This is a genomic window from Paenibacillus sp. VMFN-D1, assembly GCF_003386155.1.
Lineage (GTDB): Bacteria > Bacillota > Bacilli > Paenibacillales > Paenibacillaceae > Paenibacillus_AQ > Paenibacillus_AQ favisporus.
This window is the reverse complement of sequence record NZ_QRDU01000001.1, coordinates 1,567,823-1,593,567: the sequence shown is the minus strand read 5'-3', so window position 1 is coordinate 1,593,567 and position 25,745 is coordinate 1,567,823. Positions and strand designations below refer to the sequence as shown.

The 25,745-nt window shown below is 52.8% G+C and carries 27 protein-coding genes; 19 read left to right on the top strand and 8 right to left on the bottom strand.

From position 1 onward, the window contains the following. Positions 1-107: 107 nt before the first annotated feature. From C7820_RS07510 to C7820_RS07470, 9 genes are all read left to right on the top strand, one after another. Positions 108-923, top strand: a complete 816-nt coding sequence (locus C7820_RS07510; protein ID WP_116230407.1) for a MerR family transcriptional regulator — start codon at positions 108-110, stop codon at positions 921-923. After that, on the top strand, positions 916-1,296 hold the full coding sequence (locus C7820_RS07505; protein WP_076165362.1) for a DMT family transporter: 381 nt from the start codon (positions 916-918) through the stop codon (positions 1,294-1,296). Before C7820_RS07510 ends, C7820_RS07505 begins: the two co-directional genes overlap by 8 nt. Beyond that, positions 1,296-1,610, top strand: a complete 315-nt coding sequence (locus tag C7820_RS07500) for a DMT family transporter (protein WP_076165359.1) — start codon at positions 1,296-1,298, stop codon at positions 1,608-1,610. Before C7820_RS07505 ends, C7820_RS07500 begins: the two co-directional genes overlap by 1 nt. A gap of 259 nt (positions 1,611-1,869) precedes the next feature. Continuing rightward, entirely contained in the window at positions 1,870-2,892 is a 1,023-nt protein-coding gene (locus tag C7820_RS07495) for a LacI family DNA-binding transcriptional regulator (RefSeq protein WP_116230406.1), read from the top strand. A gap of 165 nt (positions 2,893-3,057) precedes the next feature. After that, positions 3,058-4,482 (top strand): extracellular solute-binding protein, encoded by a 1,425-nt coding sequence (locus tag C7820_RS07490; protein WP_116230405.1) that lies wholly within the window; start codon positions 3,058-3,060, stop codon positions 4,480-4,482. A gap of 45 nt (positions 4,483-4,527) precedes the next feature. After that, positions 4,528-5,406, top strand: a complete 879-nt coding sequence (locus C7820_RS07485) for an ABC transporter permease subunit (protein ID WP_105442891.1) — start codon at positions 4,528-4,530, stop codon at positions 5,404-5,406. Further along, positions 5,407-6,282 carry a carbohydrate ABC transporter permease gene (locus C7820_RS07480; protein WP_244169143.1) on the top strand — a complete coding sequence of 292 codons (876 nt, stop codon included), beginning with the start codon at positions 5,407-5,409 and terminating at the stop codon, positions 6,280-6,282. A 25-nt stretch (positions 6,283-6,307) separates the two neighbouring features. Further along, on the top strand, positions 6,308-7,606 hold the full coding sequence (locus C7820_RS07475; RefSeq protein ID WP_116230404.1) for a CehA/McbA family metallohydrolase: 1,299 nt from the start codon (positions 6,308-6,310) through the stop codon (positions 7,604-7,606). A 176-nt stretch (positions 7,607-7,782) separates the two neighbouring features. Further along, complete coding sequence (locus C7820_RS07470) at positions 7,783-8,304, top strand: GNAT family N-acetyltransferase (RefSeq protein WP_076165352.1); 522 nt, start codon at positions 7,783-7,785, stop codon at positions 8,302-8,304. Between the two features lie 131 nt (positions 8,305-8,435). On the opposite strand, the gene C7820_RS07465 is transcribed toward C7820_RS07470, so the two are convergent. Further along, complete coding sequence (locus C7820_RS07465; protein ID WP_258875155.1) at positions 8,436-9,554, bottom strand: Ada metal-binding domain-containing protein; 1,119 nt, start codon at positions 9,552-9,554, stop codon at positions 8,436-8,438. Positions 9,555-9,636: 82 nt separating this feature from the next. Here C7820_RS07465 and C7820_RS07460 point away from each other — a divergent pair, with 82 nt between their 5' ends. The 4 genes from C7820_RS07460 (at position 9,637) to C7820_RS07445 (ending at position 12,708) form a co-directional block, all read left to right on the top strand. After that, positions 9,637-10,362, top strand: a complete 726-nt coding sequence (locus tag C7820_RS07460; protein ID WP_397334154.1) for a bifunctional transcriptional activator/DNA repair enzyme AdaA — start codon at positions 9,637-9,639, stop codon at positions 10,360-10,362. Then, positions 10,328-10,900: a methylated-DNA--[protein]-cysteine S-methyltransferase gene (locus C7820_RS07455; protein WP_309545741.1), complete on the top strand. Its 573-nt coding sequence runs from the start codon at positions 10,328-10,330 to the stop codon at positions 10,898-10,900. The genes C7820_RS07460 and C7820_RS07455 overlap by 35 nt, the downstream gene beginning before the upstream one ends. Continuing rightward, positions 10,890-11,603: a 2OG-Fe(II) oxygenase gene (locus tag C7820_RS07450; protein ID WP_116230401.1), complete on the top strand. Its 714-nt coding sequence runs from the start codon at positions 10,890-10,892 to the stop codon at positions 11,601-11,603. The genes C7820_RS07455 and C7820_RS07450 overlap by 11 nt, the downstream gene beginning before the upstream one ends. 274 nt (positions 11,604-11,877) lie before the next feature. Beyond that, positions 11,878-12,708, top strand: a complete 831-nt coding sequence (locus tag C7820_RS07445; protein ID WP_116230400.1) for a sugar phosphate isomerase/epimerase family protein — start codon at positions 11,878-11,880, stop codon at positions 12,706-12,708. Between the two features lie 552 nt (positions 12,709-13,260). On the opposite strand, the gene kduD is transcribed toward C7820_RS07445, so the two are convergent. From kduD to kduI, 3 genes are read right to left on the bottom strand one after another with little or no spacing between them, the layout of a single operon-like run. Further along, a complete protein-coding gene (kduD, locus tag C7820_RS07440; protein ID WP_089547374.1) occupies positions 13,261-14,007 on the bottom strand; it encodes a 2-dehydro-3-deoxy-D-gluconate 5-dehydrogenase KduD in 747 nt (248 codons plus the stop codon). Positions 14,008-14,044: 37 nt separating this feature from the next. Then, positions 14,045-14,809: a DeoR/GlpR family DNA-binding transcription regulator gene (locus C7820_RS07435; RefSeq protein WP_116230399.1), complete on the bottom strand. Its 765-nt coding sequence runs from the start codon at positions 14,807-14,809 to the stop codon at positions 14,045-14,047. Between the two features lie 31 nt (positions 14,810-14,840). Then, positions 14,841-15,674: a 5-dehydro-4-deoxy-D-glucuronate isomerase gene (kduI, locus tag C7820_RS07430; RefSeq protein ID WP_116230398.1), complete on the bottom strand. Its 834-nt coding sequence runs from the start codon at positions 15,672-15,674 to the stop codon at positions 14,841-14,843. Between the two features lie 262 nt (positions 15,675-15,936). On the opposite strand from kduI, the gene C7820_RS07425 reads away from it, so the two are divergent. Beyond that, positions 15,937-16,467, top strand: coding sequence for a GNAT family N-acetyltransferase (locus C7820_RS07425; RefSeq protein WP_116230397.1), 531 nt, complete (start codon positions 15,937-15,939; stop codon positions 16,465-16,467). Between the two features lie 22 nt (positions 16,468-16,489). Beyond that, the gene (locus C7820_RS07420) at positions 16,490-17,146 is read left to right on the top strand and encodes a carboxylesterase family protein (RefSeq protein WP_116230396.1); all 657 of its coding nucleotides are present in this window, start codon (positions 16,490-16,492) and stop codon (positions 17,144-17,146) included. 66 nt (positions 17,147-17,212) lie between these two features. Here C7820_RS07420 and C7820_RS07415 read toward each other — a convergent pair whose 3' ends face one another. Continuing rightward, positions 17,213-18,937 carry a glycoside hydrolase family 2 protein gene (locus C7820_RS07415; RefSeq protein ID WP_116230395.1) on the bottom strand — a complete coding sequence of 575 codons (1,725 nt, stop codon included), beginning with the start codon at positions 18,935-18,937 and terminating at the stop codon, positions 17,213-17,215. 319 nt (positions 18,938-19,256) lie between these two features. Between C7820_RS07415 and C7820_RS07410 the strand changes: the two genes are divergently transcribed. Next, the gene (locus tag C7820_RS07410) at positions 19,257-20,897 is read left to right on the top strand and encodes a catalase (RefSeq protein WP_116230394.1); all 1,641 of its coding nucleotides are present in this window, start codon (positions 19,257-19,259) and stop codon (positions 20,895-20,897) included. A gap of 32 nt (positions 20,898-20,929) precedes the next feature. On the opposite strand, the gene C7820_RS07405 is transcribed toward C7820_RS07410, so the two are convergent. Then, positions 20,930-21,337 carry a winged helix-turn-helix transcriptional regulator gene (locus tag C7820_RS07405; protein ID WP_116230393.1) on the bottom strand — a complete coding sequence of 136 codons (408 nt, stop codon included), beginning with the start codon at positions 21,335-21,337 and terminating at the stop codon, positions 20,930-20,932. A 161-nt stretch (positions 21,338-21,498) separates the two neighbouring features. On the opposite strand from C7820_RS07405, the gene C7820_RS07400 reads away from it, so the two are divergent. Beyond that, positions 21,499-22,629 (top strand): Gfo/Idh/MocA family protein, encoded by a 1,131-nt coding sequence (locus C7820_RS07400; protein ID WP_116230392.1) that lies wholly within the window; start codon positions 21,499-21,501, stop codon positions 22,627-22,629. Between the two features lie 107 nt (positions 22,630-22,736). Then, on the top strand, positions 22,737-23,693 hold the full coding sequence (locus C7820_RS07395) for an acyltransferase domain-containing protein (RefSeq protein WP_147306262.1): 957 nt from the start codon (positions 22,737-22,739) through the stop codon (positions 23,691-23,693). A 339-nt stretch (positions 23,694-24,032) separates the two neighbouring features. On the opposite strand, the gene C7820_RS07390 is transcribed toward C7820_RS07395, so the two are convergent. Next, complete coding sequence (locus C7820_RS07390; protein WP_116230390.1) at positions 24,033-24,389, bottom strand: VOC family protein; 357 nt, start codon at positions 24,387-24,389, stop codon at positions 24,033-24,035. Positions 24,390-24,546: 157 nt separating this feature from the next. On the opposite strand from C7820_RS07390, the gene C7820_RS07385 reads away from it, so the two are divergent. Then, the gene (locus C7820_RS07385) at positions 24,547-24,954 is read left to right on the top strand and encodes a MerR family transcriptional regulator (RefSeq protein WP_116230389.1); all 408 of its coding nucleotides are present in this window, start codon (positions 24,547-24,549) and stop codon (positions 24,952-24,954) included. Positions 24,955-25,140: 186 nt separating this feature from the next. On the opposite strand, the gene C7820_RS07380 is transcribed toward C7820_RS07385, so the two are convergent. After that, the gene (locus C7820_RS07380; RefSeq protein WP_116230388.1) at positions 25,141-25,731 is read right to left on the bottom strand and encodes a CGNR zinc finger domain-containing protein; all 591 of its coding nucleotides are present in this window, start codon (positions 25,729-25,731) and stop codon (positions 25,141-25,143) included. Positions 25,732-25,745 lie beyond the last annotated feature (14 nt).

Here is a 25,745-nt window from a genome sequence, read left to right as displayed (position 1 = left end):
GATGTTCTATAAGGGGTGCTTTTTTTGTCGGGGGAACCAACGGGATTTGTACTTGACTCTCACCTATACGTGAGGGTTTAGTATGGATATGGGAGGTGCTTAAGTTGATGTATAAAATTGGACAATTGGCCAAGGAGGCAGGTATCTCCATCCGCACGCTGCGCTATTACGATGAAATGGGTATCCTGACCCCCTCTTTCGTATCTGATGCCGGATATCGGTACTACAACGAAGACGACATCATGAAGCTGCACCACATTACGACTTTGAAGCAGCTTGGGTTTACATTGGGACAAATCCGAAGCGTATTAGAGGCGGAAGCCGGGGGGTCTCACGCTGAAAAATGGACTCACGCAATTCGGATGCAGCTTGATTTGCTCCAGGATGAAAAGCATCGCCTCGAGCTGCTCGAGCGCCGGCTGCTGACGACGCTGCGCACAATCGAGCTCCGGGGTGACGTGCCGGTGGAAGAACTGGTCCTGTTCATCCAGATGCTCCATTCAAGAGAAGCCGACTCGGCAGCAAAATCCGTTCAGCGGAACAATAGGGTTCGGCAGTTTGCTCCCGATGAGCTCCCGATTATTGAGAAGCTGCCGAAGATTGATGAGGATGATCCGCGGTCGGATGAATGGATCGGCCTGCTGCGGGACATCCATCGCCACATTGAAGAGCCGCCGGATTCACCGGCATCCAGACAGTTGGCACAGCGGCTGCTGACCATTGGCGAAGGGTGGTTTGATGGCCGGGAAGACGTGCTGGAGAAGTATTGGGAGTGGATTCGTCCCGAAGCCGGGGAAAGCGAAAAGGTCCTTGGACTGGATGAAGATACGGTGAACTACATCGACCGCATCGTCGACGAGTATTTGCGGCACGAGCAAGCGCAGCAAACGGATAAGACGAAAGGAAGGGATCGAAATGAATGAACAAGCAAAAACCACGACGCCAGCGAAACCCGTGAAACCGCGCAAACCGTTAAGCAAAAACCAGGCGTGGGCTTATGTGGCGATCGGGGGAATCCTCGAAATCGTCTGGGCTTCAGGCTTCAAATATGTGGAGATTCCCTCCATCATCGTGCTGATTGCCCTGCTGACGAGCTTTGAGCTGGTCATCCGTGCAGCGAAGGTTCTGCCGGTCGGGACAACCTACGCCGTTTTTGCCGGGATCGGCACGATCGGAACCGTGGTTGTGGAAGCTGTTTATTCCGGTGGTATTGGCCTGCTGAAAGTCGGCATTATTTTGCTCTTATTGCTGTTTATCATCGGTTTAAAACTTACCAGCGGGGAGGAACACAGCTAATGGCTTGGGTGCTGCTTATTGCCGCCGGATTGCTTGAAATCGTCGGCGTGATTGGAATCAAAAGGGTATCCGAACAAAATAACTGGACCAACAACCTCATTCTTATCGGCGGTTTCATCGCGAGCTTTTCATTGCTGGTCAGAGCGATCGAGTCGATCCCTCTGTCGACGGCTTATGCGGTCTGGACCGGGATCGGTTCGGTTGGAGCGGCCGTTGTGGGCATGATGTTTTTCAAGGAATCGAAAACGCCGGTTCGACTGTTTTGTATCGTGGGCGTCATCGGCTGCGTCATCGGGCTTCGGCTTGTTGAGTAAACCGCAGCATATCTGAATAAGGCATCAATGCAAAACCTCGCTTGCGGGGTTTTTTGTGCTGAAATCCAGCGTCCGTGGCGGGATGTGCCAAACCGCTGGACAAGAAAAAACGGTTTAATGCCGGAATTGATCATCGAATGTTCAGGTTTTACATACATATTTCATGAACATGGAACGTTTTTAACAAAACCGGTTTAATGTAGGACTTGTACTTGAGACAAATTCCAAGCCAAGACATGAAGGAGAGGATTAGGCGAACGTGGTTACGATTGCTGATGTAGCAAAAGCTGCGGGGGTTTCGAAAGGTACGGTATCCAGCGTGTTCAGCAAGAAACGTCCCATCAGCAAAGAGGTCACGCAGCGTGTGCTTAAGGCGGCGGAGGAATTGAACTACAGGCCGAATTACTGGGCAAGGAGCCTCGTAAACCGGAAAACCAACATTATCGGGCTGAACATGCGCAGCGAGAAAATGCCGCTGGACGCGTTCCAGCACGAATTGCTCGACGGCATGATGGAGGTTTGTTATGAACATGGCTACCGGATATTGATCAACATTTTGCAGCCTTCCCTGCTGAAGCAGGTGGAGCTTATCGCTTCAGATCCGGTGGACGGAGAAATTTTGCTCGACCCGATTCATGACGATCCCCGAATTGAAGACCGGCTGAAGAGACACGTCCCCATCGTTGTGGTAGGACGTCCATCAGGTGAACGGGCCGGACAGGTATGCTCCGTCGATAACGACAATATCGCGGCGGCCGCCAAAGCGGTCAGGCTTCTCCTGACGCAAGGGCACCGGCGGATATTGTTTCTCAACTCGGCGAAGGACCGGACCGTGGCGGAGGATCGGGAGCTGGGTTATTATTTGGCCCATCGCGAAGCCGGTGTGGATTCGCTGGCAGGACTGATCCAGAACAAGCCGGATGACGATGGAACCTCGATCCGCTTCGGATACGAGATGACCCTGCAGATGCTTCGCGAACATTCTCGAATTTCCGCCATTCTGGCGGACAACGAATCGATGGCTATGGGCATTTATCAAGCGGCGGAGGAGCTTGGACTTCACATTCCCGCTGATCTTTCCGTTATCGCTTTCAGCGGAGGCGAGCATTTCCCGCCCGCGATGCATCCGCCGTTAACCGGGATGAGGCTGGATGCAAGAACCATCGGCATGGAAGCCGCCCGCCTGCTGATCGAGCAGGTGACTGCCGGCGCAGCCGGGGTTAAGCGGATACTCCTTCCGTCCGAACTGGTGGAGCGCGGTTCCTGCGCGTGCACCCATTAAACCGTTTACACATTGCTATCTATAAGAAAAACGTCTATCGACGTACCTTCAAAGAAGACAGACCGCGTCCAGTGGAAGTTTTTCTTGCGATTATAGAATCGTTCAGCTCCGCTGAAAATTTATCATTCTATAATCTAAAAAAAATCATTGTTGGAGGTGTTTTGAATGAAAAGAAAGTCAGGCATTTTGATGGCAACCCTGCTGGCAGGTTCACTCCTGGTCTCGGCATGCAGCAGCAGCGGCGGAGGAGACACGGGTAAGGCGGCGGAAGGGGGAGCGGATACCGGCAAGCAGCCGGAAATGAAGCTTCGCATTCTCTCCGCTAACGTCGGCGGGAAAACCCCGGATGAAATGAAACAGTTCGAGGCTGAGATTAAGCGGTTAACCGGCATTGACGTGACGATCGAAAAGCCGGCGAGCGACTACGACCAGAAAGTGCTGACCGTGCTGGGTTCGGGCGAGAAATACGATCTGATCGAGCTCAGCGACCTCGGCAAGCTGGATCAATTTGTCGGGCAGGGTGCGGTGACGGATCTAAGCGATTTTGTTAAGGGGTCGAGCACGCTCTCTGATCCGAAGGTGATTCCCACCGCTGAATGGGATCAGTTGAAAGACAAGGATGGCAAAATCCATGCCGTCTTCACGAAATTCCAGGGCGGCACGATGCCGATCGTCCGTAAGGACTGGCTGGATAAGCTGCATCTGCAGGAGCCGAAAACGCTGGACGAATATTATCAGGTGCTGAAAGCTTTTAAAGAGCAGGATCCGGATGGCAACGGCAAAAACGACACCTACGGCTTGAGCACTTCCGGCTTGTATGACATTCAGGGGTTCATGAGTGCGGCCGGTTTGAAGTACCGCTATGTGATGAAGGACGGCAAGCGGACGATCCCGTATGCTTCCGACGAAGCGATTCCGATGTATGAATGGTTTGCCAAGCTGGTCAAGGAAGGCATCATGGATCCAAACTTCGTAACGAACGATACAGGCAAAATGCGCAACCTGTTCCTGACAGACCGGGTCGGTATGGTGACGTACTGGGATGCCTGGGTTGGCATGTTCAACAACCTGCGTAAAGAGCAGGATCCGAATACAACGTTCCAGGCGGAAGCGATCGCCAGCGCCGCCGGTCCGGACGGCAACATCCTGATGCGCCGGGGCGACCCCGACTTCTGGATCGTGCCGCAAAATGCGCCGCATGTAGAAGCGGCAGAGAAATTCCTGGAGTTCTGGAACTCCAAGGAGGGCATCACCCTCGGCAGCCTTGGTATTAAAGACGTCGATTATACCGAGAGCGGTGGCCAATATACGCTGACGGCAGAGGGCAAGGAGCACAACATGGACCATGGCGTGCCGTTCTGGTACAACGAAAACGTCAAGTCCCCGTTTGACAAACTGCCCGGCGTCGAGGCCGCCCAAGAACTGGTCAAACAGCATGCGACGCTGGAACTTGCCCTTCCGGGCTGGCCGGACGCGGAAAAAATCGTGCAAAATTACGCGCTGAAAGCCATGTCAGGGGAAATGCCCGCCGCCGATGCCGTCAAGAAAATGCGGGAGGAACTGAAGAGCGCGAATTTGATCGACGAATAGCTCCCGCGGTTTGATTTTACCCGATAGGATGTGAAGTTAGACAAGATGAGAGCGATTCGTAAATACGGCGTACTCTATGCCATGATGCTTCCCGTCGTCATTTACTTTATCATTTACGGTTATTATCCGCTCGCGCGGGGCCTGCAGATCAGTTTTCAGGACTACAAGCTGATGGGGGAGCGCCCCTATATCGGATTTGCGAATTATGCGGCTGTGTGGCATGATCCGTTTTTCTGGAAAGCGCTGGGCAATACGGTGGTGATCGGGGGAGGCATTCTGGTCTTCGGATTTGTCGCCCCCCTGGTCATCGCTTTATCCCTGAACGAAGTCATGACGGCATGGTTTAAAAAAACGGCGCAGATGCTGCTCTACATCCCGCATTTGCTGTCCTGGGTCGTGATCGGGGGAATGTGGATCTTCCTCCTTTCGCCCGACACCGGTATCGTCAATTTGGTGCTTCACAAGGTGGCCGGCATCGAACCTATCCATTTTCTGGCCGAGTCCACCTGGGCGAGATGGGTCATGATCCTGGTCTCCACATGGAAGGACATGGGCTACAGCTGTATCCTGTTTCTTGCCGCGATCGTTTCGATTAATCCGTCCTTGTACGAAGCAGCCCGCATGGACGGGGCTACCAGGTGGCAGCTTGTGCGATTCGTGACACTTCCCCAGCTGAAAGGAACGATGAAAGTCATTATCCTGCTGAATACGCTCGGGGTGCTAAGGATCTTCGACCAGGTCTTTGTCCTCCGCAATCCGTCGACCTCTTCCCATGTCGATGTGCTGATGATGTACACGTTTCAGAAGGGCATTATGGAGATGCAGGTTGGCGTGGGTGCGGCCGCGAGCTTTTTCGTTCTGGTCTTTACGCTGATATTGACGCTTGCCGTGCGGACACTAACCCGATTTGACGAGGTGGAATAGATGATGAGACACGCGAATTACGGTTTAAACGCCAAGCGGATGACGGTGTTCGATTGGCTCAACGCCTTGTTCATTATCTGCCTCATGCTGACGATGATCATTCCCTTCCTGAACGTCATATCGCTCTCGCTGTCCTCCGGGGTTGCGTCCATGCGGCCGGATATTATCCTGTTTCCCAAAGAATTCAGCCTGGATGGATACCGTACGATCTGGAACAGTCTGGATTTGTGGCGACCTTTCCTGAACAGCACGATTGTGACTGTTTTCGGAACGCTGCTGCATGTGCTGCTGTCGTCGCTGGCGGGCTATGTGCTGATCCATCCCCGGGTACCGGGAAAACGGCTGATGATCACCTTCATCCTGATTACGATGATGATTCCGCAAGAGGCCGTCCTGATCCCGCTGTACGTGGTCAACAAGGACTTCCACCTGATCAACACGCTGACGGTGCTCGTTCTGTCCGGTCTTGTCTCGGGGTTTTCGATCCTGCTGATGCGTAACTTCTTCATGAGCATCCCCTACGAAATTTCGGAATCCGCCAAAATCGACGGTGCGGGCGACTTCTGGATCTTCGCGGCCATTTATATGAGGCTGGCGACCGCCGGATTGGCTACGGTGACGCTGTTTGAATTCGTGGGACGCTGGAACATGTTCACAGCACCGCTGATTTTCATCAATGACAGCTCGAAATATACGCTGCAGGTAGCTCTGAAAGCCATGATTATCGATTCAAGCACTTCTTCCAGCAACTACCTCATCACCACGAATGTAAAAATGGCCGGAATCATGATCGCCATTCTGCCGCTGATCGTCATCTATCCGTTTGTGCAGCGGTTCTTTATGAAAGGAATCATGCTGGGTGCCACGAAGGAATAATAGGATGAAAGAGGGGGAACACGCCATGCAAGCACATATGAATGAGACGGAACCTTTGCCGGTCGTAACGATCGGGCGGCAAGTGAACATATCTCCCGAAGAGGAGAAAACGTACCTGGAAGTGCGCTTTCATGTTCCGGCTGATGCTGAACGGATCCATGTCGCTTACCAATACGACCGCGCTGACGGGAAGACGGTGATCGACCTCGGCCTGCGTTCCCCGGAGCGGATCGTCGGCTGGAGCGGCGGTGCCAGAACCGAAATGTTCGTCGGACTGGAAACCGCGACCCCCGGATATGCCTCGGGCGATATCGCCTCAGGAGAGTGGGCCGTGCTGCTGGGAGCCTACAAAGTGCCGGATGAAGGAACGGAGGTTTCGGTCTCCATCGAGATCCAGCTCAAGCATAAACGGTGGATTCCAGGCGATTTGCATGCCCACACCTATTACAGCGACGGCAAACACAGCGTCAGCGAGGTTTCCCGCTCGTGTCTGGATAAAGGGCTTGCCTTTCTCGCCATGACTGACCATAATACGTTCTCCCAAAACCGGAACACCCTGGCGAAGACGGAAGAACTGCTGCTCATCCCAGGCGTCGAGATGACCAATTATAAGGGTCATGCGAATTTGCTTGGACAGCTGGATGCGCTGGAGGACTTCAGGGTGTATACGGTGGAACAAGCTTCGGAACAGCTGGCCAAAGGAAGGGAAAAGGGAGCGCTTGCGGTGCTGAATCATCCTTTCTGCCCGGACTGCCCGTGGGAATTCGGCTTTGACGTTCCGTTCGATGCGATCGAGGTGTGGAACGGCCCGTGGCGGGAGCTGAACGAAACGGCGGTACGCTGGTGGCAGGAGCGCCTTGCCGAAGGCCGGCGGATCGTGGCTGTGGGAGGGAGCGATTTCCACGGTCCCCATCCATGGGTTCAGCATGGACGGCCGACCGCGCACGTGCAGTCGGAGTCACTGACCGCAGCCGGAATTCTGGAAGGGATTCGCCGGGGAAATGTGGTGCTGACCCTTGATCCGGACTCCACGTTTATCGATTTTCAGATCAATGGCACTTACGCCGGGGATCAGGTACAGCGGAACTCTGAGCACGGGACTGTTGAGATGGAAGCCGTGATCCGCCGTGCCCAGGGAGATCAAATCAGCCTGTGGTCCGACCGGGGATTGGAGCGGCAGTGGACGGCAGCGAATGACGAGATAACCTTGACCTGTGAGCTGCCCCAGGACCGGCTCTTTTACCGGATGGAGGCCAGACGCGATATGGGGGAACTGGGCGCACAGGTGATGACCTGCCTGACCAATCCCGTCTATTTAAGATAATTTGATCATAGAACATTTCAAGAGGGTATATTGCTTTTCACAAGAATGTCTAGCGTTTATAATCGATCATAGAAGTGAGTACAGTCTATTGACCGTATTCACTTTTTTCTTTGTAAAGCGTTAAAATGATGATTAACAGCATGTAGCGGCATCATCACGAACAAGGGGGTAATCCAATGAATGTTATCATTAGACAAGAAAAACTTAAAGACATTAACGAAGTCTACGATGTCGTTCAAAAAGCATTTGAAGATGCTTACTATTCAGACCACGATGAGCATCATTTGGTAAAAAGGCTTAGAAATTCGGCGAGCTATGTTCCGGAATTGTCCCTTGTAGCCGAATGCAGGAACAGAATCGTGGGTCATATTCTTTTTACGGAAATAAAAGTGGGGAATCATACGCTGATTGCCCTTGCACCTGTTGCTGTATTACCAGAAATGCAAAGCAAGGGCATTGGGAAGTTGCTGATTATGGAAGGCCACAAAATCGCTGCACAGCGTGGTTATAAGGGTTCTGTCGTTATGGGTCATGACAAATATTATCCGAAATTTGGCTATAAGAAAGCCAATTCATATGGCATTAAAGCGCCATTCGACGTTTCTGACGATCATTTCATGGCTGTTGAGCTTATTGAAGGTGGTCTTACCGATGTCCATGGCGTTGTAGAATATGCAAAGGAATTTTTTGAAAATTAGAAATATGATGTAAGATATTTTGGCAGGAACTTTAGCCAATCTGCGTTGGTCTTAGAGTAAAAAAACAAAACCGTTAAGCCGATCATCTGCGATGGCTTAGCGGTTTTATAGCGTTAATTTGTTGGCGCACCCTAATACAAGACTCTCCACAGGTAAAAGGTAGCGTATGACTCCCAGCCCGACCAGCCTGCGGACAACTGCCGGATTTCCGCCTTGGACGGCTTGCTGTCTCTTCCCAAAATATGCTTCATGGCGTTGTGCAGCCCGACATCGTCGATCGGAAACGCTGACGGAAACCGCAGGCACCGCATGGATACGTAGTTCGCCGTCCAAGGCCCGATCCCCCGGATGCTCGTCAGCATCTTTTCAGCTGCCTGATGGCTACCGGTCTGCAGCAGCCCCAGCTTGCTGAGCTCACCGGAGGCAATTCGCTTTGCGGTATCGATCAGGTATTCGCATTTTTTGACGGTCATCCGCAGCACGGCAAGATCTTCAACAGAACATGCCGCGATTTTGTCCGGTGTCGGATAAATCCAGTACGTTTCTCCCTCGCAATCCACACTTCTTCCGAAGTTCTCCACCAGGCGTCTTTTGAGCGTATAGGCATAGGTCAGGTTGATTTGCTGCCCAAGGATTCCCCAGGTAACGGCCTCGAACAAGTCAGGGATGCCCACGGTCCGCAAGCCTCGGAAGGACTGCACAGGACCTTTCAAGAGGGGATCGGATTCGGCCAAACGATAGAAAGGGACGATATCCCGGTCCAGATCGAACCACTCCCGCACATAACGGGCCACCTCCGCGCGTACCCATTTGCGGGAAGGGGCCGTATCACCAAGAAAACGGACGACCAGCTCCCGGCAGTCACCGGCACGGATTTCGATCACCGGTGTCTCGTCTGCGACGGACAGCGATTTGTAAATCCGGTTGTTGTCGATCCGGTGCAGACATTCATTGGAGGAGCGCAGCAAATATTTAACGTTTTCCTCGAAATTGAATTCGGCAGGGATGAAGAGCTTGATCTCGTGCTTATGGTCCTCCCAGGAGCCGCGGGGAAGGGTGGAGCAGCAATTTCTGCATGGCCGGTACCCCGCAAGCTCGGCTTCTTCCCGGGTATGGAAGCGAATTGTATTTTCAGGTTTAGGATGACCGCCGCACCACGGGGTGCAATAAATGTTCATTGTGGTGACGCCCGTAAAATAAGGAGCATCCCAGACCGAATGCATCGTCTCTTGTCGGCATGTTGTAGACATAAGAGGTCCTCCTTTGCATCTTGCTTACCTTACCAGTGTATACCGAAACCTGGACGCTTTCATTTCGTTATCTTGCTTTTACATTCCCAACTTCATCCCAAACGGCTCAATGAAGGGTATACTGGGGATGGAGGTGAGGCAGATGAAGGATCACAGGAATGACCGGGATATAGACCAAACCGAGATAAAGCGCCGGATAAAAGAGGATATTCCGGAGGAAAAGTGGCAGGCGATTGTTTCCAACGATGCGGCGTATGATTTCCGTTTCTTTTACGGGGTCAGCACGACGGGGATTTTTTGCCGGCCTTCCTGCAAATCCAGACCGCCCAACAAGGAGAACGTACGGATCTTTCAACATGCGGAAGAGGCGCTGGCGGCCCGCTTCCGGCCGTGCAAACGGTGCAAGCCGACCGGCGAGAAGCTGCCCGATCAGGAATGGGTGAACCAAATCACCGATTATATCGACCGTCATTTTCGGGATAAGCTGTCTTTGGAACATTTGGCTGATGTCTGTCACGGAAGTCCTTTTCATCTGCAGCGGACCTTTAAGCGGGTGCAGGGAATCAGCCCGGTTGAATATATCCAGCGCAAAAGGATACAGGAAGCGAAACACCTGCTGGCCCACACGGACCAATCCATCACGGAGATTGCCGCGGGGGTCGGGAATTCGAATGTCCCGTATTTTATTACGCTGTTCAAAAAAATGACAGGCCAAACGCCGCTGGAATTCCGGCAAATATGGCAGCACGGCGCTGCCCTGGAGGTGCAAATGTATGAATATGAACATGATCACGGCAAGCAAAACTGACTTGGTAACCCTGTATTGGGACAGGCTCGACGGAGACGGCTGGAGCCTTTATGCAGCCGCTACGGCCCAAGGGCTCGGTTATGTCGGTTCCCACGATGGTTCTTTTGATGAACTTGAGGCCTGGGCGGCACAGCGTTATCCGAACCATGAATGGGTTCGTGATGAAGTGACAATGCTTCCTTACATTACGGAGATCGCTGAATATCTTCAGGGAACAAGAGAACAATTTACGATTCCAATGGACGACCGGGGAACCCCGTTCCAGCGGGAGGTATGGCAGGCACTCTGCTCCATTCCTTATGGGCGGACCACAACCTATTCCGAGATCGCACACCAGATCGGACGCCCGGCTGCGGTGCGGGCCGTTGGCGCGGCGATTGGAGCCAATCCGGTGCTGATCATGGTGCCCTGCCACCGTGTCATCGGAAAGAATGGGGCGCTTACGGGATACCGCGGCGGCCTCGAAATGAAAGAGAGGCTGCTTGCTCTCGAAGCGGGGCAGTCCGTCCCGGTTAGGGGACCGCATCATGCCAGCTAGTTTCCGGGAGCGGATTCAGGGGGTGGACTGGGGCGCGCTTCGGAAGACGTTAGACGATCAAGGGTATGCCAAGCTGCCTGCCATTCTAACTCCGGAAGAATGCGAAGAGCTGATTGGAACCTACGCAATCGAAGAACGGTTCCGCAGCACGATCTCGATGGCCCGGTATCGCTTCGGCAGCGGAGAATATAAATACTATGACCGCCCGCTGCCTGCGGCGGTCCAGCAGCTCAGGGAATACCTGTACCCGGAGCTATCCCGGACCGCCAACCGTTGGCATGAGCAGCTCGGCATGGATGCGGGGTATCCGGCGTCCCTTGACGAATTTTTGGAAGAGTGCCATCGGCAAGGCCAGCTGCGGCCTACTCCGCTGATCCTGAAGTACGAAGCCGGGGGCTACAATTGCCTGCATCAGGATTTGTACGGCGAAGCGTATTTTCCTTTTCAGGTCGTGTTCGCCCTGAATCAAAGGCAGCAGGATTACACCGGCGGAGAGTTTCTGCTGGTAGAGCAGCGTCCGCGGGCGCAGAGCCGGGGGCATGTGGTCACGCTCGAGCAGGGTGAAGGGCTGATTTTCCCGACGAACTACCGGCCGGTTCAAGGGACTAAAGGCTATTACCGAACCACGCTCCGTCACGGGGTGAGCACGGTACAGACTGGTATTCGGTATACGCTCGGTGTTATTTTTCATGATGCCACCTGAGCGTATCCGCTCCTTTTTTTGAAATGTCGCGAGCCTGTATTGACAATGCTAATCGGAAGTTACAGTATTAGGGGAGATGCAATCGCTTTCAGGGTGAAGTGGGTTTTGGGGCGGAAGGGCATCGTCCACAAACGTGTCTTATCGTCAGACCCTATGCTAACTCCGTACTACGAACGCGATTGAACTGCCCGATTCCTTATGGATTAAGGGGTTAGTATGGCTTTTATCATATTTCACAATACGGGCAGCAACTACAGGAAGGTGTGGGGATTGAATGCCAAATTTATCGCTGACGACGTGGAGTCTGCACCGCAATCTGGGACCGCTGCGCTGGACGCAGTGGGATGATGAGCGGAAGGAACACGTCACCCGGGTAGAGGAGCAGCCGGAGAAGCTCTCGCTGCTTGAACTGCCGGCTGTACTGAGAGACAAGGGCTTCACCACGATGGAAATTTGCCACTTTCATTTCAAGGACACGAGCAGCAGCTATCTTCAAGAGCTTCGCGAGGCGATTCAGCAGGCGGGGATGCGCTTTTATACGCTGCTCGCCGATTACGGCGACATTACGAATCCGGATGAAACGCGCCGTGAGGCAGATATGGAGTGGCTGCAGCGCTGGATCGATATTGCGTCCGCTGCGGGTGCTGAACGGATCCGGATTATCGGCGGCGATGCCGATCCCGGTGATGCCGAAGCACTCAAGCTCGCCTCCAGCCAGCTTCAGCGGCTGATCGATTACGCGGCGGATAAACAGGTCCGTATCGTTACCGAGAATTTTCATGCAATGACCTCCACGGCGGACAACTGCCTGGCTCTGCTGGATGCCTGCGGCAACCAGCTTGGATTGACGTCTGATTTCGGCAATTTTAAGGGGCCGACCAAGCTGCAGGAATTGTCCAGAACGATTACCAGAAGCGAATCCATCCACGCCAAAGCGCAGCAGGACGAACAGGGCAACCTCGACGATGCGGAATTTATTTCGTGCATGGAGCTGGTGAAAGAGCATCAGTATGAAGGACCGATTACGATCGTCTATGATGGTCCCGGAGACATGTGGGACGGCATTGATCGGGTAAGGAAGTTAGTCACTCCGTACTTAGGCTGACAATGACGTCTCCTATGGCTGGAGGATGAACATGAACGTAAGATGAACGTTCAAAAGGCGATTTGCTTCGGGGGAATTTCCCTGCAGCAGGTCGCTTTTTTATGGATGATTGTTAATTGAAACGTAACATTGTTATGTTCTATTAAGCAGGCAATTGTGGTTCTAATAGGTATTTTCAGCACGATTTGTCGTTTTGTCGATAAAAAGCGTCTTCATTGCGCAACGTGTCGAAGGGAAGGAGGAGGGGGGACTCATCGATTAAGGATCTTTTTATTAAAGACCCGCTTGTTTATCCTCACCATTACATCCATTCGAAACAATGTTACGTCTGATAAGCGGATTAAGTCTGGATGATTCAACCCGCTTGGCTATGTTATACCCGCACATATGATGAAAATGAACTTCTTTGTCGGAATCTCGAAAATGGCTCTATTCGGAAATGATTCGAGCATGCTGTTAATGTGGGGGACTTTAGCATATAAAAAAGCTGCGCATTTCAGAAGAAGGGAACGGTTCCTTTTCTGTAATGCACAGCTTTTATTGAATATGGCGTTATCTGGCCAACCATCCTCCGTCGACGCAGAGAACGTGGCCGTTGACATAATCGGATGCTTGGGAAGCGAGGAAGACAACCGGACCCTTCAAATCTTCCGGCGTGCCCCAGCGGCCTGCCGGAATCCGATCCGTAATCGATTGCAGACGCTGTTCGTCCGAGCGGATCGGCGCCGTATTGTTCGTCTCCATGTACCCGGGGGCAATGGCATTGATCTGGACGCCTTTACCAGCCCACTCGTTGGCAAGCGCTTTGGTGATTCCGGCAACCGCATGCTTCGCCGCCGTATATCCCGGCACATTAATGCCTCCTTGGAAAGTAAGCATGGACGCAATATTGATGATTTTGCCGCTGCCGCGCTCGAGCATGTGGCGACCGGCGAGCTGGCTTAGGAAGAACACGGTGTTCAGATTCAAATTGATCACATCGTTCCAATCCTGGCGCGCATGATCCGCTGCCGGCGTACGGCGGATGATACCGGCATTGTTCACCAAAATATCGATGCCGCCATAGAAGGAAAGCGCCTGCGCAAACACTTGATCCAAGGCGTCCGTGTCGCTTAAGTCGGCGGAAATTTGCTCCGCCTTCCCGCCAAGCTTGCGGATCTCCTCGACCGTCCGGTCACTGTTCGTCGAGGAGATGCATACGACCGAGGCGCCGGCTTCCGCCAGGCCCACGGCCATGCCTTGTCCCAGGCCGCCGGAGGTGCCGGTGACCAGGGCGATTTTACCCGTCAAATCAAACATCGTATATCAGTCCTTTGCATGGGATAGGTTGGATGCTTCACTGCGCATTCGCCACTTCGAGACGGGCGCCCGCTTGGCGAACGGCATCAGCGAATTCAGGGCTGCACCCTGAGTCGGTAAGGATCGCTTCGACTTCGTTCAGCTTCGCAAACGTCAGCAGGGCGCTTTGTCCGAATTTGTGATGGTCCACCACAGCGTAACAGGTACGCGCGGTCTCGAGGAGCGCCCGTTTGATGTCCAGAAGCTCTCCGGTGTAGATCGTCAGCCCGTCTTCGGGATGCAGGCCCGTTGCCGACAAAAACGCCTTGTGGATATTCAGCCGCCGAACATAGGTGACCGCTTCCGGCCCCGCCAGCATGTTCCGCACGCGGTAGCCTCCGGGGACGACAAGCCGGATGGCGTCCTTGCGGGCAAGTTCCGATATGATGTGGACATCGTTGGTGACGACGGTCAAAGGCTGGTTGTCCAGCGTCTTGGCGATTTCAAGCGTTGTGCTGCCGCCGTCCAGCGCGATGACGTCATTCGGTTCGATGCGCGATAGGGCCAGGCGGGCGATATCCGCCTTCTCCGAAGCGTGGCGCGCCAGCGGTTCCTTGGTGGACAAAATGCCCAGCTGGTCGCTTTGCGCCAGAATCGCTCCGCCATGCACCCGCTGAAGCAGACCTTTGTCCTCCAGCTTGGCCAGATCTTCGCGGATCGTCTTGCCGGTGACGTTCAGCCGTTCGCTCAATTCGGCAACCGTCACCTCCTGTTTGGCCAGGAGCAGTTCCATGATGTTTTCGTAGCGGCGTAAAGGGTTCATTGGTTATTCATCCATTCGTTCGAGTTTTATCTTATTTTAATTCATCCATGCCGACAGGGTCCATATCCTCAAAGATTTGGTTCTCGCCGGCCATGCCCCAAATGAAGGTATAGCTGTTTGTTCCAACGCCGCTGTGGATGGACCAGCTTGGGGAAATAACACCCTGTTCGTTGCGGACGACGAGGTGGCGGGTTTCCTGCGGCTCACCCATGAAGTGGAAGACATTGCCGTCTTCCGGCATGTCGAAATAGAAGTAAACTTCCGAACGGCGGTTATGCGTATGGCACGGCATCGTGTTCCACATGCTGCCCGGCTTCAAGAGCGTCATGCCCATGACGAGCTGGCAGCTTTGGATTCCGCCGGTATGGATATAACGGTAGATGGTGCGCTCATTGGAATTGCTCAGGCTGCCCAGGTTGTTCGGCGAAGCTTCGCTGATGGCCGCCTTCACCGTCGGATAAGCTTTGTGGGCAGGCGTGGAGTTCAGGTAGTATTTAGCCGGATTGGCTTTGTCGCTGCTGCTGAACACCACTTCCTTGGCACCGAGTCCCACGTATAGGCAGTCCTTCGAATCGATGGAATAGTCCGTGCCGTCGACGCTGATTGTACCCGGTCCTCCGACATTGATGATACCGATCTCGCGGCGCTCCAGGAACGTATCGGCACCCATCGTTTTCGGGTCGGCTTCCAGCTTGACGCTCTGATTTACCGGAACCGCGCCGCCGACGATGAAACGATCGACATGCGTGTAATAGAGCGTGAGCTGATCCGCTGCAAACATCGACTCGATCAAAAATTCCTGACGCAGGCGAGCCGTATCAAACGCTTTCACTTCTTGGGGATGGGATGCGTATCTAATTTCCATGTTCGTACCTCCATAGGTTCATAATGGTTTATATAAGTTCTATAATGTTCATTATAGTTCATCCACTTAGGATTTCAAGCATAATTTAAAGCGGATACATTTCCACAATTGACCAGCAATTCAGCGATCTGTTATGTTGAACTTGGAATGCAGATCTCTTAAATCGAGCGTTATATAAGTTGAACTAAAGTATACGGAGTGTACCAATAAACCATTTCGATGTTTCAACTTATATCACTCGTACAACGATGGAGGTGAAGATATGCCTGAAACGATCAACATTCGGCCGGCGGAGTCTGCGGACCTCCCGTTTCTGTGGGAAATGCTGTTCGCTTCCATGTACACGCCGGAAGGGGAGCCACCATTATCCCGCGATATCCTTGCACGCCCGGAAATATCGAAGTACCTGGACGATTGGGGAAAGGAAGGCGACATGGCCTTCATTGCCGTCTCCAGCGAAGGGGAGCGGCTGGGATCGGTCACGCTCCGGTTGTTTGATCCGGAACATTCCGGATACGGGTATGTGGACGAGAATACACCGGAGCTGGGCATGGCCATCCTGCCGGAACACCGCGGCAAGGGTATTGGAACCCTGCTTATGCAGCGGGCGTTTGAGGAGCTGCACGCTGCAGGGATACCGTCCGTATCCTTAAGCGTGGATCCCAGAAATCGTGCGATGAAGCTGTACGAACGATTTGGGTTCACGGAGGTCGGCATGTCGGGAACTTCGATCACGATGAAAGCGCAGGTTCACCGTTCGGGCATTTCAGAGAGCCGAGGAACCAATACATAAATCGAAAGCGGGGAACAAAAGTATGAGTCAAAGTGCCAAGAGGCTGGACAAAGAAATAACGAAGCGGGTCAAACTGGACTATTTGCTGCACCTGCCTGAAGCCTATGAAAGCGAGCCTGAGAAAAAATGGCCGCTGATCCTCTTCCTTCACGGTTCAGGGGAGCGCGGTAGCGATGTGGAGCTGGTCAAAGTGCATGGTATTCCGAAGATCGCGGATCAGGATCCGCAGTTTCCGTTCATTGCGATCTCACCTCAATGCCCGGAAGACTCGTTCTGGGCGATGGAGGAAGACGCCTTGATGGCTCTCCTTGAGGAGGTAGAGGATCACTATCGCGTGGACCCTAAGCGCATTTATTTAACGGGATTAAGTATGGGCGGTTACGGTGCATGGCAGCTGGCTGCGATGTATCCAGATAAATGGGCGGCTGTCGTTCCGATTTGCGGAGGAATGGAACCGAAATATGCCGAGCAGATCAAGGATATCCCGATTTGGGCCTTCCATGGGGCGAAGGATGATGTCGTTCCGCTGTCGGAATCCGAACAAATCGTGAACGCGCTGAAAGAGATCGGCGGGAACGTGAAATTTACGGTGTATCCGGACGCGAATCACAACTCATGGGCTGAGACCTACGCCAACAAGGAATTGTATACCTGGCTGCTCAGCCACTCATTATCTTAAAATAGCAAAGGATGGATATGCCCGGTGCAGTGCCGGACATACCCATCCTTTTTAAGTGTGCAAATATCATGATTCATTCGATATAACGTTCTGCGCCCCCTTGAAATATCGTTTAACCACATCGTACGCCAGCTTCGGCCTGCGATACCGGTCGACGATGCCCTTGCTGTTTTGGGCACCTGCCCGGGACAACAGCCAGCCGGTCGCATCGGTGACCCGGCAGTCGCAAAACTGCCAAATATACATGCCGGACAGGAAGGGACTTGATGTGTATGCAGCCAGGTTGGCTTCAATGATATCCGCCTGCCGCTCCTCGGTGCCGCGCATCCGGGCTTTGTCGCGCAAACCGTAATATCCATCCCCGCCGAACTCGCTCATGATCATCGGCTTGCCGGCGCCACCGGCCCGGTCAGCCCATGCCCGCGCCTGTTCACAGAGAGCCTTTGGATCTTCGTCCGTATACCAGCCGGGATACAGATTAAAGGAAACGATATCCGCCAAATCAAAGCAGAGCTCCCGCTCCCTGTGATGCGAAGCGAACGTCAGCGGACGGCTGGCGTCCAGCGCTCTCAGCTGCCCTAGCTGCCGGCTGTAGTGCTCACGTCCTTCCTCGGTATCGCTGGCACATTCGTTCAGGATCGCCCACAGGATAATCGAAGGATGGTTGTAATGCTGCTCCACCATTTCGCGGTTGACTTGTTCGCACTGCCAGACGAAATTCGGATTGCGCATTTGCTCCAGGGACAAGCCTCTCGCATGATTTTCCTCCCACACCAGGAAACCTAGCTCGTCGCATAAATCCAGAAAACGTTCGTCGTTCGGATAATGGCTCGTCCGGACAGAGTTGGCACCCATATCACGCATCAGGTCGAGATCATGCAGCATCAAAGATACGGGAAGAGCCGCACCGGCCAACGGATGATCTTCATGCCGGTTGAAGCCTTGGAGTACCACATCTTTGCCGTTCACCTGAAGTTTGCCGTCTCGGGTGGTCACCGACCGGAATCCGACCCGTTCGATCAAATCATCAAGAGGCGGGCTGCCCGTATCCTTGTCTTCGTACAGCCGGACATGAAGCTGATACAGTGATGGCTCTTCCGGCGACCAGGAAGAAACGTCCGGAAATGCAAACGACTTTTGCAGCTTTTTTTCGGCCCCTGGCGCCAAGGTGACGGTTCCAAGCGAAAACTCGATTCCAGCGAGAGTACCGGTTACCTGGACCGTTCGCTCCATGTCATTCGGATTGCTGACGACTGCGCGGACCTCGGCACTCCATTCGCCGCTTTTATGTTCAGGTGTGAAATAAATCTGCCGTACGTAAGGGCTATACAGCTCCTCAAGGACCACTGGGCGGATGATCCCCCCGTAGGTGTAATAGTCGTTTGGAATATGCAAGGCGGACGCTTCGCTGAAACGGTTGTCGGCTGCGACGATCAGCGTATGCTCACCCGGCCGTACATCCGGAATGACCACATCAAACGCGGTGTAGGCGTTATAATGCTGCGCAACTTTCACCCCGTCCCAGTAGATGTGGGCCGTGTGGCTTACCCCTTTAAAAATAAGCCGGACAGATGCTTCCCTCCGGATATTTACGATCGTTCGATAGGCGCCAACGCCTTGGTATGTACTGAAATCAGGATGCATCTCCCAGCAGGATGGCACCGCCATCCGATAGGGGAAGGACTGACCGGCCTGAACGGACAAATCGGGTTCTTCGACGACGGTAAAATCCCAGGTGCTTTCTATAGTGCGGCTAACGCGGACTTCGTGGTTTTGAAACATCCTCTCCATTTCGGTTGCTCCTCCTTCATCAATTTACGTACCTATTTCTATTCCCTTTTACATCACTTGATTTGTGTCGAGTTCGGGCGTGGGCTGTTCGAGGCTCACGCTATTGGACGCGCTCAGAATCATGCTAAGCGATTTCAGTCGGAGGATCAATCGGAATAAATTGATGTAAAATGGATTTTTTTGATGTCCGGACTTTAGTAGTGCGGAAGGCTGAAGGCTGAAGGCATAAAAACGGAATCGGCTGGAAACGCTACTTCATATCTTTGCCATCTAAAATTAACCAGCCTTTGTACATAAAGACGAAAAGGAGAACAGCAGCATGGACCAACAACAAAAGCCTTTGGAGCATGGCACTTCAGTGACCGGTTCCGGCGATGCCCTTGACCGCCGCATGGCTCCGGGCGAAGACGAAATGTCGCTCACCACGCGCCAGGGCCATCCGGTGAAGAACAACCAGAACATGCGGACGGTGGGAAGCCGCGGACCGGCAACGCTGGAAAACTATCAATTTATCGAAAAAATCACGCATTTTGACCGCGAGCGCATTCCAGAGCGTGTCGTGCATGCAAGAGGAGCCGGAGCGCACGGATACTTCGAGGCCTACGGCAAGGTTGGAGATGAGCCGGTATCCAAGTATACGCGGGCGAAATTGTTCCAGGAAGCGGGCAAACGAACGCCTGTCTTCGTCCGTTTCTCCTCAGTGATCCACGGCGGCCATTCCCCGGAGACGCTGCGTGATCCGCGCGGCTTTGCCGTGAAATTTTACACCGAAGACGGAAACTGGGACCTGGTCGGGAACAATCTGAAAATTTTCTTTATCCGCGACGCCATCAAATTTCCCGATATGATCCACGCTTTTAAGCCGGATCCGGTCACGAACATCCAGGACAACGAGCGGTTCTTCGATTTTTGCTGCAACTCGCCGGAAACGATGCATATGGTGACGTTCGTTCAATCCCCATGGGGCATCCCGGCCAACTACCGGCAGATGCAGGGGTCCGGAGTCAATACCTACAAATGGGTAAATGCTGAGGGAGAAGCGGTATTGATCAAGTACCATTGGGAACCGAAGCAGGGCATCAAAAATTTGACTCAAGCCGAGGCGGAAGCCATTCAGGGTAAAAACTTCAACCATGCGACCCAGGACTTGTACGAAGCGATCGAGCGCGGCGATTATCCGGAGTGGGAGCTGTTCGTGCAAATTTTGAGCGACGACGACCATCCCGAGCTGGACTTCGACCCGCTGGACGATACCAAGCTGTGGCCGAAGGAGCAAATTCCTTGGCGTCCGGTCGGCCGGATGGTGCTGAACAAAAATCCGGAGAACTATTTTGCCGAAGTGGAGCAGGCGGCGTTCGGGACCGGCGTGCTCGTCGACGGGATGGATTTTTCCGATGATAAAATGCTTCAGGGACGTACACTTTCGTATTCGGATACCCAGCGCTACCGCGTCGGACCGAATTACCTCCAGCTGCCGATCAACGCGCCGAAGAAGCGGGTAGCCACCAATCAGCGTGACGGCCAGATGACGTATTATGTAGATAAAGCGCCTGGACAGAATCCTCACATCAATTACGAACCGTCCTCGCTGAACGGTTTGAAGGAAGCCCCACGGAAGGAAATCGACTACATGCCGCATGTGGAAGGCAAACTGATGCGGGCCAGCATTGAACGAACCAACGATTACAAGCAAGCCGGGGAGACGTACCGTGCGTTTGACGATTTTGAAAAGAACGAGCTGATCAGCAATCTGGTTAATGCGCTGTCTTCCTGCAGCCCGGTCATACAGGAGAAGATGATCCACCATCTGACCCAGTGCGATGAGGAATACGGCCGGCGCGTCGCCGAGGGGATCAAACAGCATGGCTCAAGCAGCCATCATGGCCCGCTGGGCGCCACTCACACACATGAAGCGGTAGAGGATGCCGAACGGAAAGGCCACAGCACCGACTCGTATTGACACCAATCATGCATCTAAAAAAGCACGCCTACCTAAACGGTCTGCGTGCTTTTGTCTGCCTTATACTTTTCTCTCGCATCGTAATCTTTCCGAGCTTGTTCGATCTGAGAATAATGCTCGTTCAGCCAATGATTTAGCTGGCGCAGGTAGGGGATCAGGCTCTCTCCCATCGGAGTCAAGGTATATTCCACCACAGGCGGAACCTCCGGAAGGACGCTGCGCTCAATGAGTCCGTCCCGCTCCAGTTGGCGAAGCGTCTGGGTCAGCATTTTTTGGGAAATGTCGGCGATGCTTCGCTGAAGCTGACCGTACTGTTTGGTGCCTTTTTCCAATACGAAAATGATGAGGACCGCCCATTTATTCGAAACGATTTCCAGTACACGCCGAGCCGTGCAGGACGTTACCGAAAATGCAGGTTCCGCTGCTCTTAAGTTTTCCATCATCCACCTCCTAACGCACCTGCGGGTTCGTAACGAACCGAAAAGTGCCTTCTTTTCACATTGTACTCACTGTATTAATCTATGTCTACCAACCCGAAAACCCATCCATAATTTGCCGGCAGTCAGGTGGATCCCTTATCCATTTTTTGGGAGGCTTAATTATGAATATAAATCATCAACCTCTTCGTGTCGGAATTATCGGTGCCGGTTTGAACGGTGCGTGGGGAGGCCGGGCACACATTCCGGCGCTGAAGGCGCTGCCCGAGTTTATGGTGACCGCCGTCGGTACGTCGGGGCAGGAAAGCGCAGAAGCGAGCGCCGATCACTTTGGCATTCAGCATGCCTTTTCCGATCCGCTTGAGCTTGCCCTGCATCCAGAGGTCGATTTGGTGACCGTGTCCGTCCGGGTTCCGGAGCATGACCGGCTGATTCGCTCGGCACTTGAGGCCGGCAAGCATGTGTACAGCGAGTTCCCGCTCGGACGGACGACCGCGGAATCGTCAGCATTGCTGCAGGCGGCCCGCGACCGAGGAGTTCGCCATTTCGCCGGGCTGCAGTCGCGCGCCAATCCTGTCATCCGCTACGTCCGGGAGCTTCTGGCAGAAGGTTACGTCGGGGATGTGCTTGCCGTTCACGTTAATTACGCCATACCGACGTATCCGATCCGTTCCAAGCAGATCGACCAGAGCCACGTTTATTTGCTGGACGATGCGAACGGAGCCAACCAGCTGACGATCGCCGGCGGCCATCTTCTGGATGGGATGATGTATCTCTTTGGTCCATTTTCCGAAATATCGGCCATATTGAAGACGCAAGCTCGGCAGGTCCCTGTGGAAGAGACGGGTGAGATCATCCGTGCGTCGGCACCGGATCATGTCGTGGTCAGCGGGATTCTGCCGGGCCAGGCCGTTTTCAGCTCCCAAATCCGCAACGCGCACGTGGGAAGCTTCGCGATCGAGATTAACGGCACGAAAGGGGATTTACACATCCGCTCACGTCAAAACTTTATGTTCCAAATCGATGATCTGATCGTGCTTGGCACGCAGGGAAGGGGAGAGCTGAAGGAACTGACGCTGCCCGGGCATATCCACCTGCCTCCGGCTGAACTGATAGGAACTCCCGCTTACAATGTGGCGGGCATGTACCAGCAGATCTACCGAGATCTGGCGAATGACACGCACGAGGCGCCGGATTTTCAAACCGCGCTTGCGGTTCACGAGCTGCTGGACCAAGTGCGGAAGGCGGGGGAGACAGGGGCAACCGTACGTCTAGAACCCGGTTATACGGTTTAATCAAGGACCACCGCTTGTAAGGGAGATGGACGGAGGAAACATGAAATGGTAAGTTGGTAGAAGAATATCATCAAGACTTTTTCTACCTTACGGAGGTCAATTCGATTATGGCAAAATCCGTCGTTTTCTTGTTTCCCGGTCAAGGCTCTCAATATTACCGGATGGGAATCGAACTCTACGAACGGCATTCCGGATTCCGGGAATGGATGGACCGTATGGATCGGCGGCTGTACCAGTCGACAGGCAGGTCTGTCGTCCTGGAATTGTACGGCAGCGGCCGAAAATCGGAGGAACCGCTGGATCATTTATCCTACAGTCATCCGGCCATCTTTATGGTGGAATATGCACTGGCGCAGGTGATGATGGAAAACGGAATTTATCCGGATCTCGTGCTTGGAACGAGCTTGGGCGAATTTGCGTCCTGCGCCGTTGCCGGCGTCATCGATTGGGAAACGGCTCTGGAGCTTGTTGCGAATCAAGCCGATGCGGTCCAGAATACTTGTGAGCCGGGTGGCATGATCGCCATTGCAAGTGATCCCGCGCTGTTCACGCAAGCCGCAGAGCTTCATACGAATACCGAGCTGGCGACCGTCAATTATCAGTCCCACTTCGTCGTTTCCGGTACAGCCGAAGGTATCAGGCAGGCGGAAGCGTATTTACAGCAAACCCGGATCGCTCACCAGGTGCTGCCTGTGCGCTACGGCTTTCACTCCGCAGCCATTGACGCTGCGGAGACGGCGTATAAACCTTACCTGACAGGAATCCATGTGAACCGGCCGCAGGTGAAGCTGGTTTCCGGCCTGTACGGAATGGGCATCACGTCATTATCTTCGGACTATGTCTGGGATGCGGTTCGGCATCCGATCCGGTTTCGGGAAGCGATGCAGCGTCTGAGCCCATCGGAGCATATTTGCGTTGATCTAGGGCCGTCCGGAACGCTTGCCAACTTCACGAAGCATTTGTGGAAACAGGGGTCCAGCGCTCACGTATACAGCGTGCTCAGTCCTTTTCAAAAAGATCTGGACCGGCTCCAAACGACAATACGACGAATACAGCAAGCATAGCGCAGAACGATTTCAACCCATTCCCGTCTGCGGGGATGGGTTTTTTAAGAGATCAGAAAGTATAAGTTTCGGAACTTCCGCTAAACGTGGACTGTCATCTTTGAAAGGTAAGTCGATAGACGTTTTTTTATGAAAACAAGTGTGATTCAAGTATTTGCGAATGCCGCTGGGCAGCATCAAAGAGGTTGGGAATAGCATCTAATTAACGTAATATTTATTATGTAAACCTAATATCATTTTCTTTTTTAAACATTTATCATTTATGGATATTGACTGGTTATCATGATCATTGGACCAAGCACGGAAAAAAGAGAACCCGCAAATAGCGGGCTATGGACTCTAATCATGATGTTGAACGTATTCAAAAATCTCGCCATCCGGATGCTGTACCGTAAAATTTGTGCCCGTTGGAACTCTTGTGAGATCCCGAATGATTTGGCAGCCTGAACTCTTGAGGTGGTCATAAAACTCGTGAATGTCGTCCACCTTGAACGTTGCCTTGGTCTTACGGAATGGCTCCAATGCCTGATTTGATCCAGCCAAAATCAAAACGTCGCCCACAGATGCTAATTCCAATCCCGCTGCTTCATACTTGAACCTAAAAGTTGAAACTTCATTCAACAAGTTCTCATAGAATGTAAGGGACGTCTCCATATCATTCACATACACTCGTGTGTACACTTGAAGTACCTTCATCCTGCACTTCTCCTCTCTTTCTGACACGATTCTAAGAGCGAAAGTATTTCATGTCATTAATATTAAATTGATTCTATCACCTCATTTCGATTGACGTTCCCCTTGACCTGGAGTCAGCTCCAGCGTTTACAATAAGGGGGAAAGGCGGTGATTTTTGATGTATAACATTCGGGAAGCTTCCACAATGACTGGATTTAGTCTGGACACATTACGTTATTATGAAAAAATGGGACTGATCCAAGCAGCTTCGCGTGGAACGGGTGGTGTCAGGAGCTATAGCGATGCAAATGTCCACCAAATTTTATCGATTAAATGCTTAAAACAGAGCGGTTTGTCGCTGGAAGACATTAAGGATTTTATTGCCGATGGGCAGTGTTTCAGAGACAAGGAAGTTCTGGACGATGAAGAGATGAAGTTAACCCAAAGCCGGATGTCTATTCTAGCGGCCCAATTGGACCGGTTGGAGGAGCAGCGGCAGGCGCTGGACCAAACGATCGCGGAGGCACGGACCAAATTGGACTATTACGAAAAGCTTATGCAATCCGAACGAGGAAAAAATGATTAATGTAAGTTTAAACTCGTGGAGCCAGGACATCTTGAAAGTGCGCCTTGGTCATCCGCGCAACATTCAGTTAACATAATATATATTACGTAACCACAATCTTCATTGTTCCCCCGTAGAGATTCAATGTAATGCAAAAAAAGCTTGTTTGGTTCGTATCGTTGTTTGTGCTGGTGGTAGTGTTAGTGATTACATATCTTGATTGTGATCTTTTTTGGCCTGGTTTCGCGCCACTTTGACCCGATTTCCGCAAATCTTCATGGAGCACCATTTCCGTCGTCCCGAACGGTCAACATAGAGCAGGACGCATTCGGGATTGGAACACCTATGAAGATACGCTAATTCACCGGCCTCCAGCAGCCGGAGCGCGTCCAGGGCGACCAGGGACAGGATCGCATCGATATGAGACCCCAGCGGAACGGGAACGAGTCTTCCGTCCAGGAAGTGATAGGACAATGGAGCCTTGGCAATGCACGCTTCCATGAGGCTGATCCATGAGCGGGTAACCTCTTGGCCGTCAGCCAGCCGCTCGTACATATCTCTGACGACCATCCTAAATTCTTTAACTTTATTCAGCGCTTCTTTCGTGATCTCCGATGATGCATGCTGAAGTGAAGGCAGACTTTCCTTCATATTTAATGCTTCAAGCCAAGCGGTTAGATCTTCCGGACGGATCAGTAAATCATGGCGGATGCCTCTTCGAACCAGCTCGGTATTGACCAAATCCAGTGAAGGATGCCCAGAGAGCAGTGGAAACGAACCTGTATTATTTAACGTCATGAAATATCCTCCAA

Excerpts from the sequence above, each read along its gene's own strand:
- C7820_RS07510 (WP_116230407.1), top strand. The coding sequence starts at position 108 with ATGTATAAAATTGGACAATTGGCCAAGGAGGCAGGTATCTCCATCCGC.
- C7820_RS07505 (WP_076165362.1), top strand. The coding sequence starts at position 916 with ATGAATGAACAAGCAAAAACCACGACGCCAGCGAAACCCGTGAAACCG.
- C7820_RS07500 (WP_076165359.1), top strand. The coding sequence starts at position 1,296 with ATGGCTTGGGTGCTGCTTATTGCCGCCGGATTGCTTGAAATCGTCGGC.
- C7820_RS07490 (WP_116230405.1), top strand. The coding sequence starts at position 3,058 with ATGAAAAGAAAGTCAGGCATTTTGATGGCAACCCTGCTGGCAGGTTCA.
- C7820_RS07485 (WP_105442891.1), top strand. The coding sequence starts at position 4,528 with ATGAGAGCGATTCGTAAATACGGCGTACTCTATGCCATGATGCTTCCC.
- C7820_RS07480 (WP_244169143.1), top strand. The coding sequence starts at position 5,407 with ATGATGAGACACGCGAATTACGGTTTAAACGCCAAGCGGATGACGGTG.
- C7820_RS07475 (WP_116230404.1), top strand. The coding sequence starts at position 6,308 with ATGCAAGCACATATGAATGAGACGGAACCTTTGCCGGTCGTAACGATC.
- C7820_RS07470 (WP_076165352.1), top strand. The coding sequence starts at position 7,783 with ATGAATGTTATCATTAGACAAGAAAAACTTAAAGACATTAACGAAGTC.
- C7820_RS07465 (WP_258875155.1), bottom strand. The coding sequence starts at position 9,554 with ATGTCTACAACATGCCGACAAGAGACGATGCATTCGGTCTGGGATGCT.
- C7820_RS07455 (WP_309545741.1), top strand. The coding sequence starts at position 10,328 with ATGAATATGAACATGATCACGGCAAGCAAAACTGACTTGGTAACCCTG.
- C7820_RS07450 (WP_116230401.1), top strand. The coding sequence starts at position 10,890 with ATGCCAGCTAGTTTCCGGGAGCGGATTCAGGGGGTGGACTGGGGCGCG.
- C7820_RS07445 (WP_116230400.1), top strand. The coding sequence starts at position 11,878 with ATGCCAAATTTATCGCTGACGACGTGGAGTCTGCACCGCAATCTGGGA.
- kduD (WP_089547374.1), bottom strand. The coding sequence starts at position 14,007 with ATGTTTGATTTGACGGGTAAAATCGCCCTGGTCACCGGCACCTCCGGC.
- C7820_RS07435 (WP_116230399.1), bottom strand. The coding sequence starts at position 14,809 with ATGAACCCTTTACGCCGCTACGAAAACATCATGGAACTGCTCCTGGCC.
- kduI (WP_116230398.1), bottom strand. The coding sequence starts at position 15,674 with ATGGAAATTAGATACGCATCCCATCCCCAAGAAGTGAAAGCGTTTGAT.
- C7820_RS07425 (WP_116230397.1), top strand. The coding sequence starts at position 15,937 with ATGCCTGAAACGATCAACATTCGGCCGGCGGAGTCTGCGGACCTCCCG.
- C7820_RS07420 (WP_116230396.1), top strand. The coding sequence starts at position 16,490 with ATGAGTCAAAGTGCCAAGAGGCTGGACAAAGAAATAACGAAGCGGGTC.
- C7820_RS07415 (WP_116230395.1), bottom strand. The coding sequence starts at position 18,937 with ATGGAGAGGATGTTTCAAAACCACGAAGTCCGCGTTAGCCGCACTATA.
- C7820_RS07410 (WP_116230394.1), top strand. The coding sequence starts at position 19,257 with ATGGACCAACAACAAAAGCCTTTGGAGCATGGCACTTCAGTGACCGGT.
- C7820_RS07405 (WP_116230393.1), bottom strand. The coding sequence starts at position 21,337 with ATGGAAAACTTAAGAGCAGCGGAACCTGCATTTTCGGTAACGTCCTGC.
- C7820_RS07400 (WP_116230392.1), top strand. The coding sequence starts at position 21,499 with ATGAATATAAATCATCAACCTCTTCGTGTCGGAATTATCGGTGCCGGT.
- C7820_RS07395 (WP_147306262.1), top strand. The coding sequence starts at position 22,737 with ATGGCAAAATCCGTCGTTTTCTTGTTTCCCGGTCAAGGCTCTCAATAT.
- C7820_RS07390 (WP_116230390.1), bottom strand. The coding sequence starts at position 24,389 with ATGAAGGTACTTCAAGTGTACACACGAGTGTATGTGAATGATATGGAG.
- C7820_RS07385 (WP_116230389.1), top strand. The coding sequence starts at position 24,547 with ATGTATAACATTCGGGAAGCTTCCACAATGACTGGATTTAGTCTGGAC.
- C7820_RS07380 (WP_116230388.1), bottom strand. The coding sequence starts at position 25,731 with ATGACGTTAAATAATACAGGTTCGTTTCCACTGCTCTCTGGGCATCCT.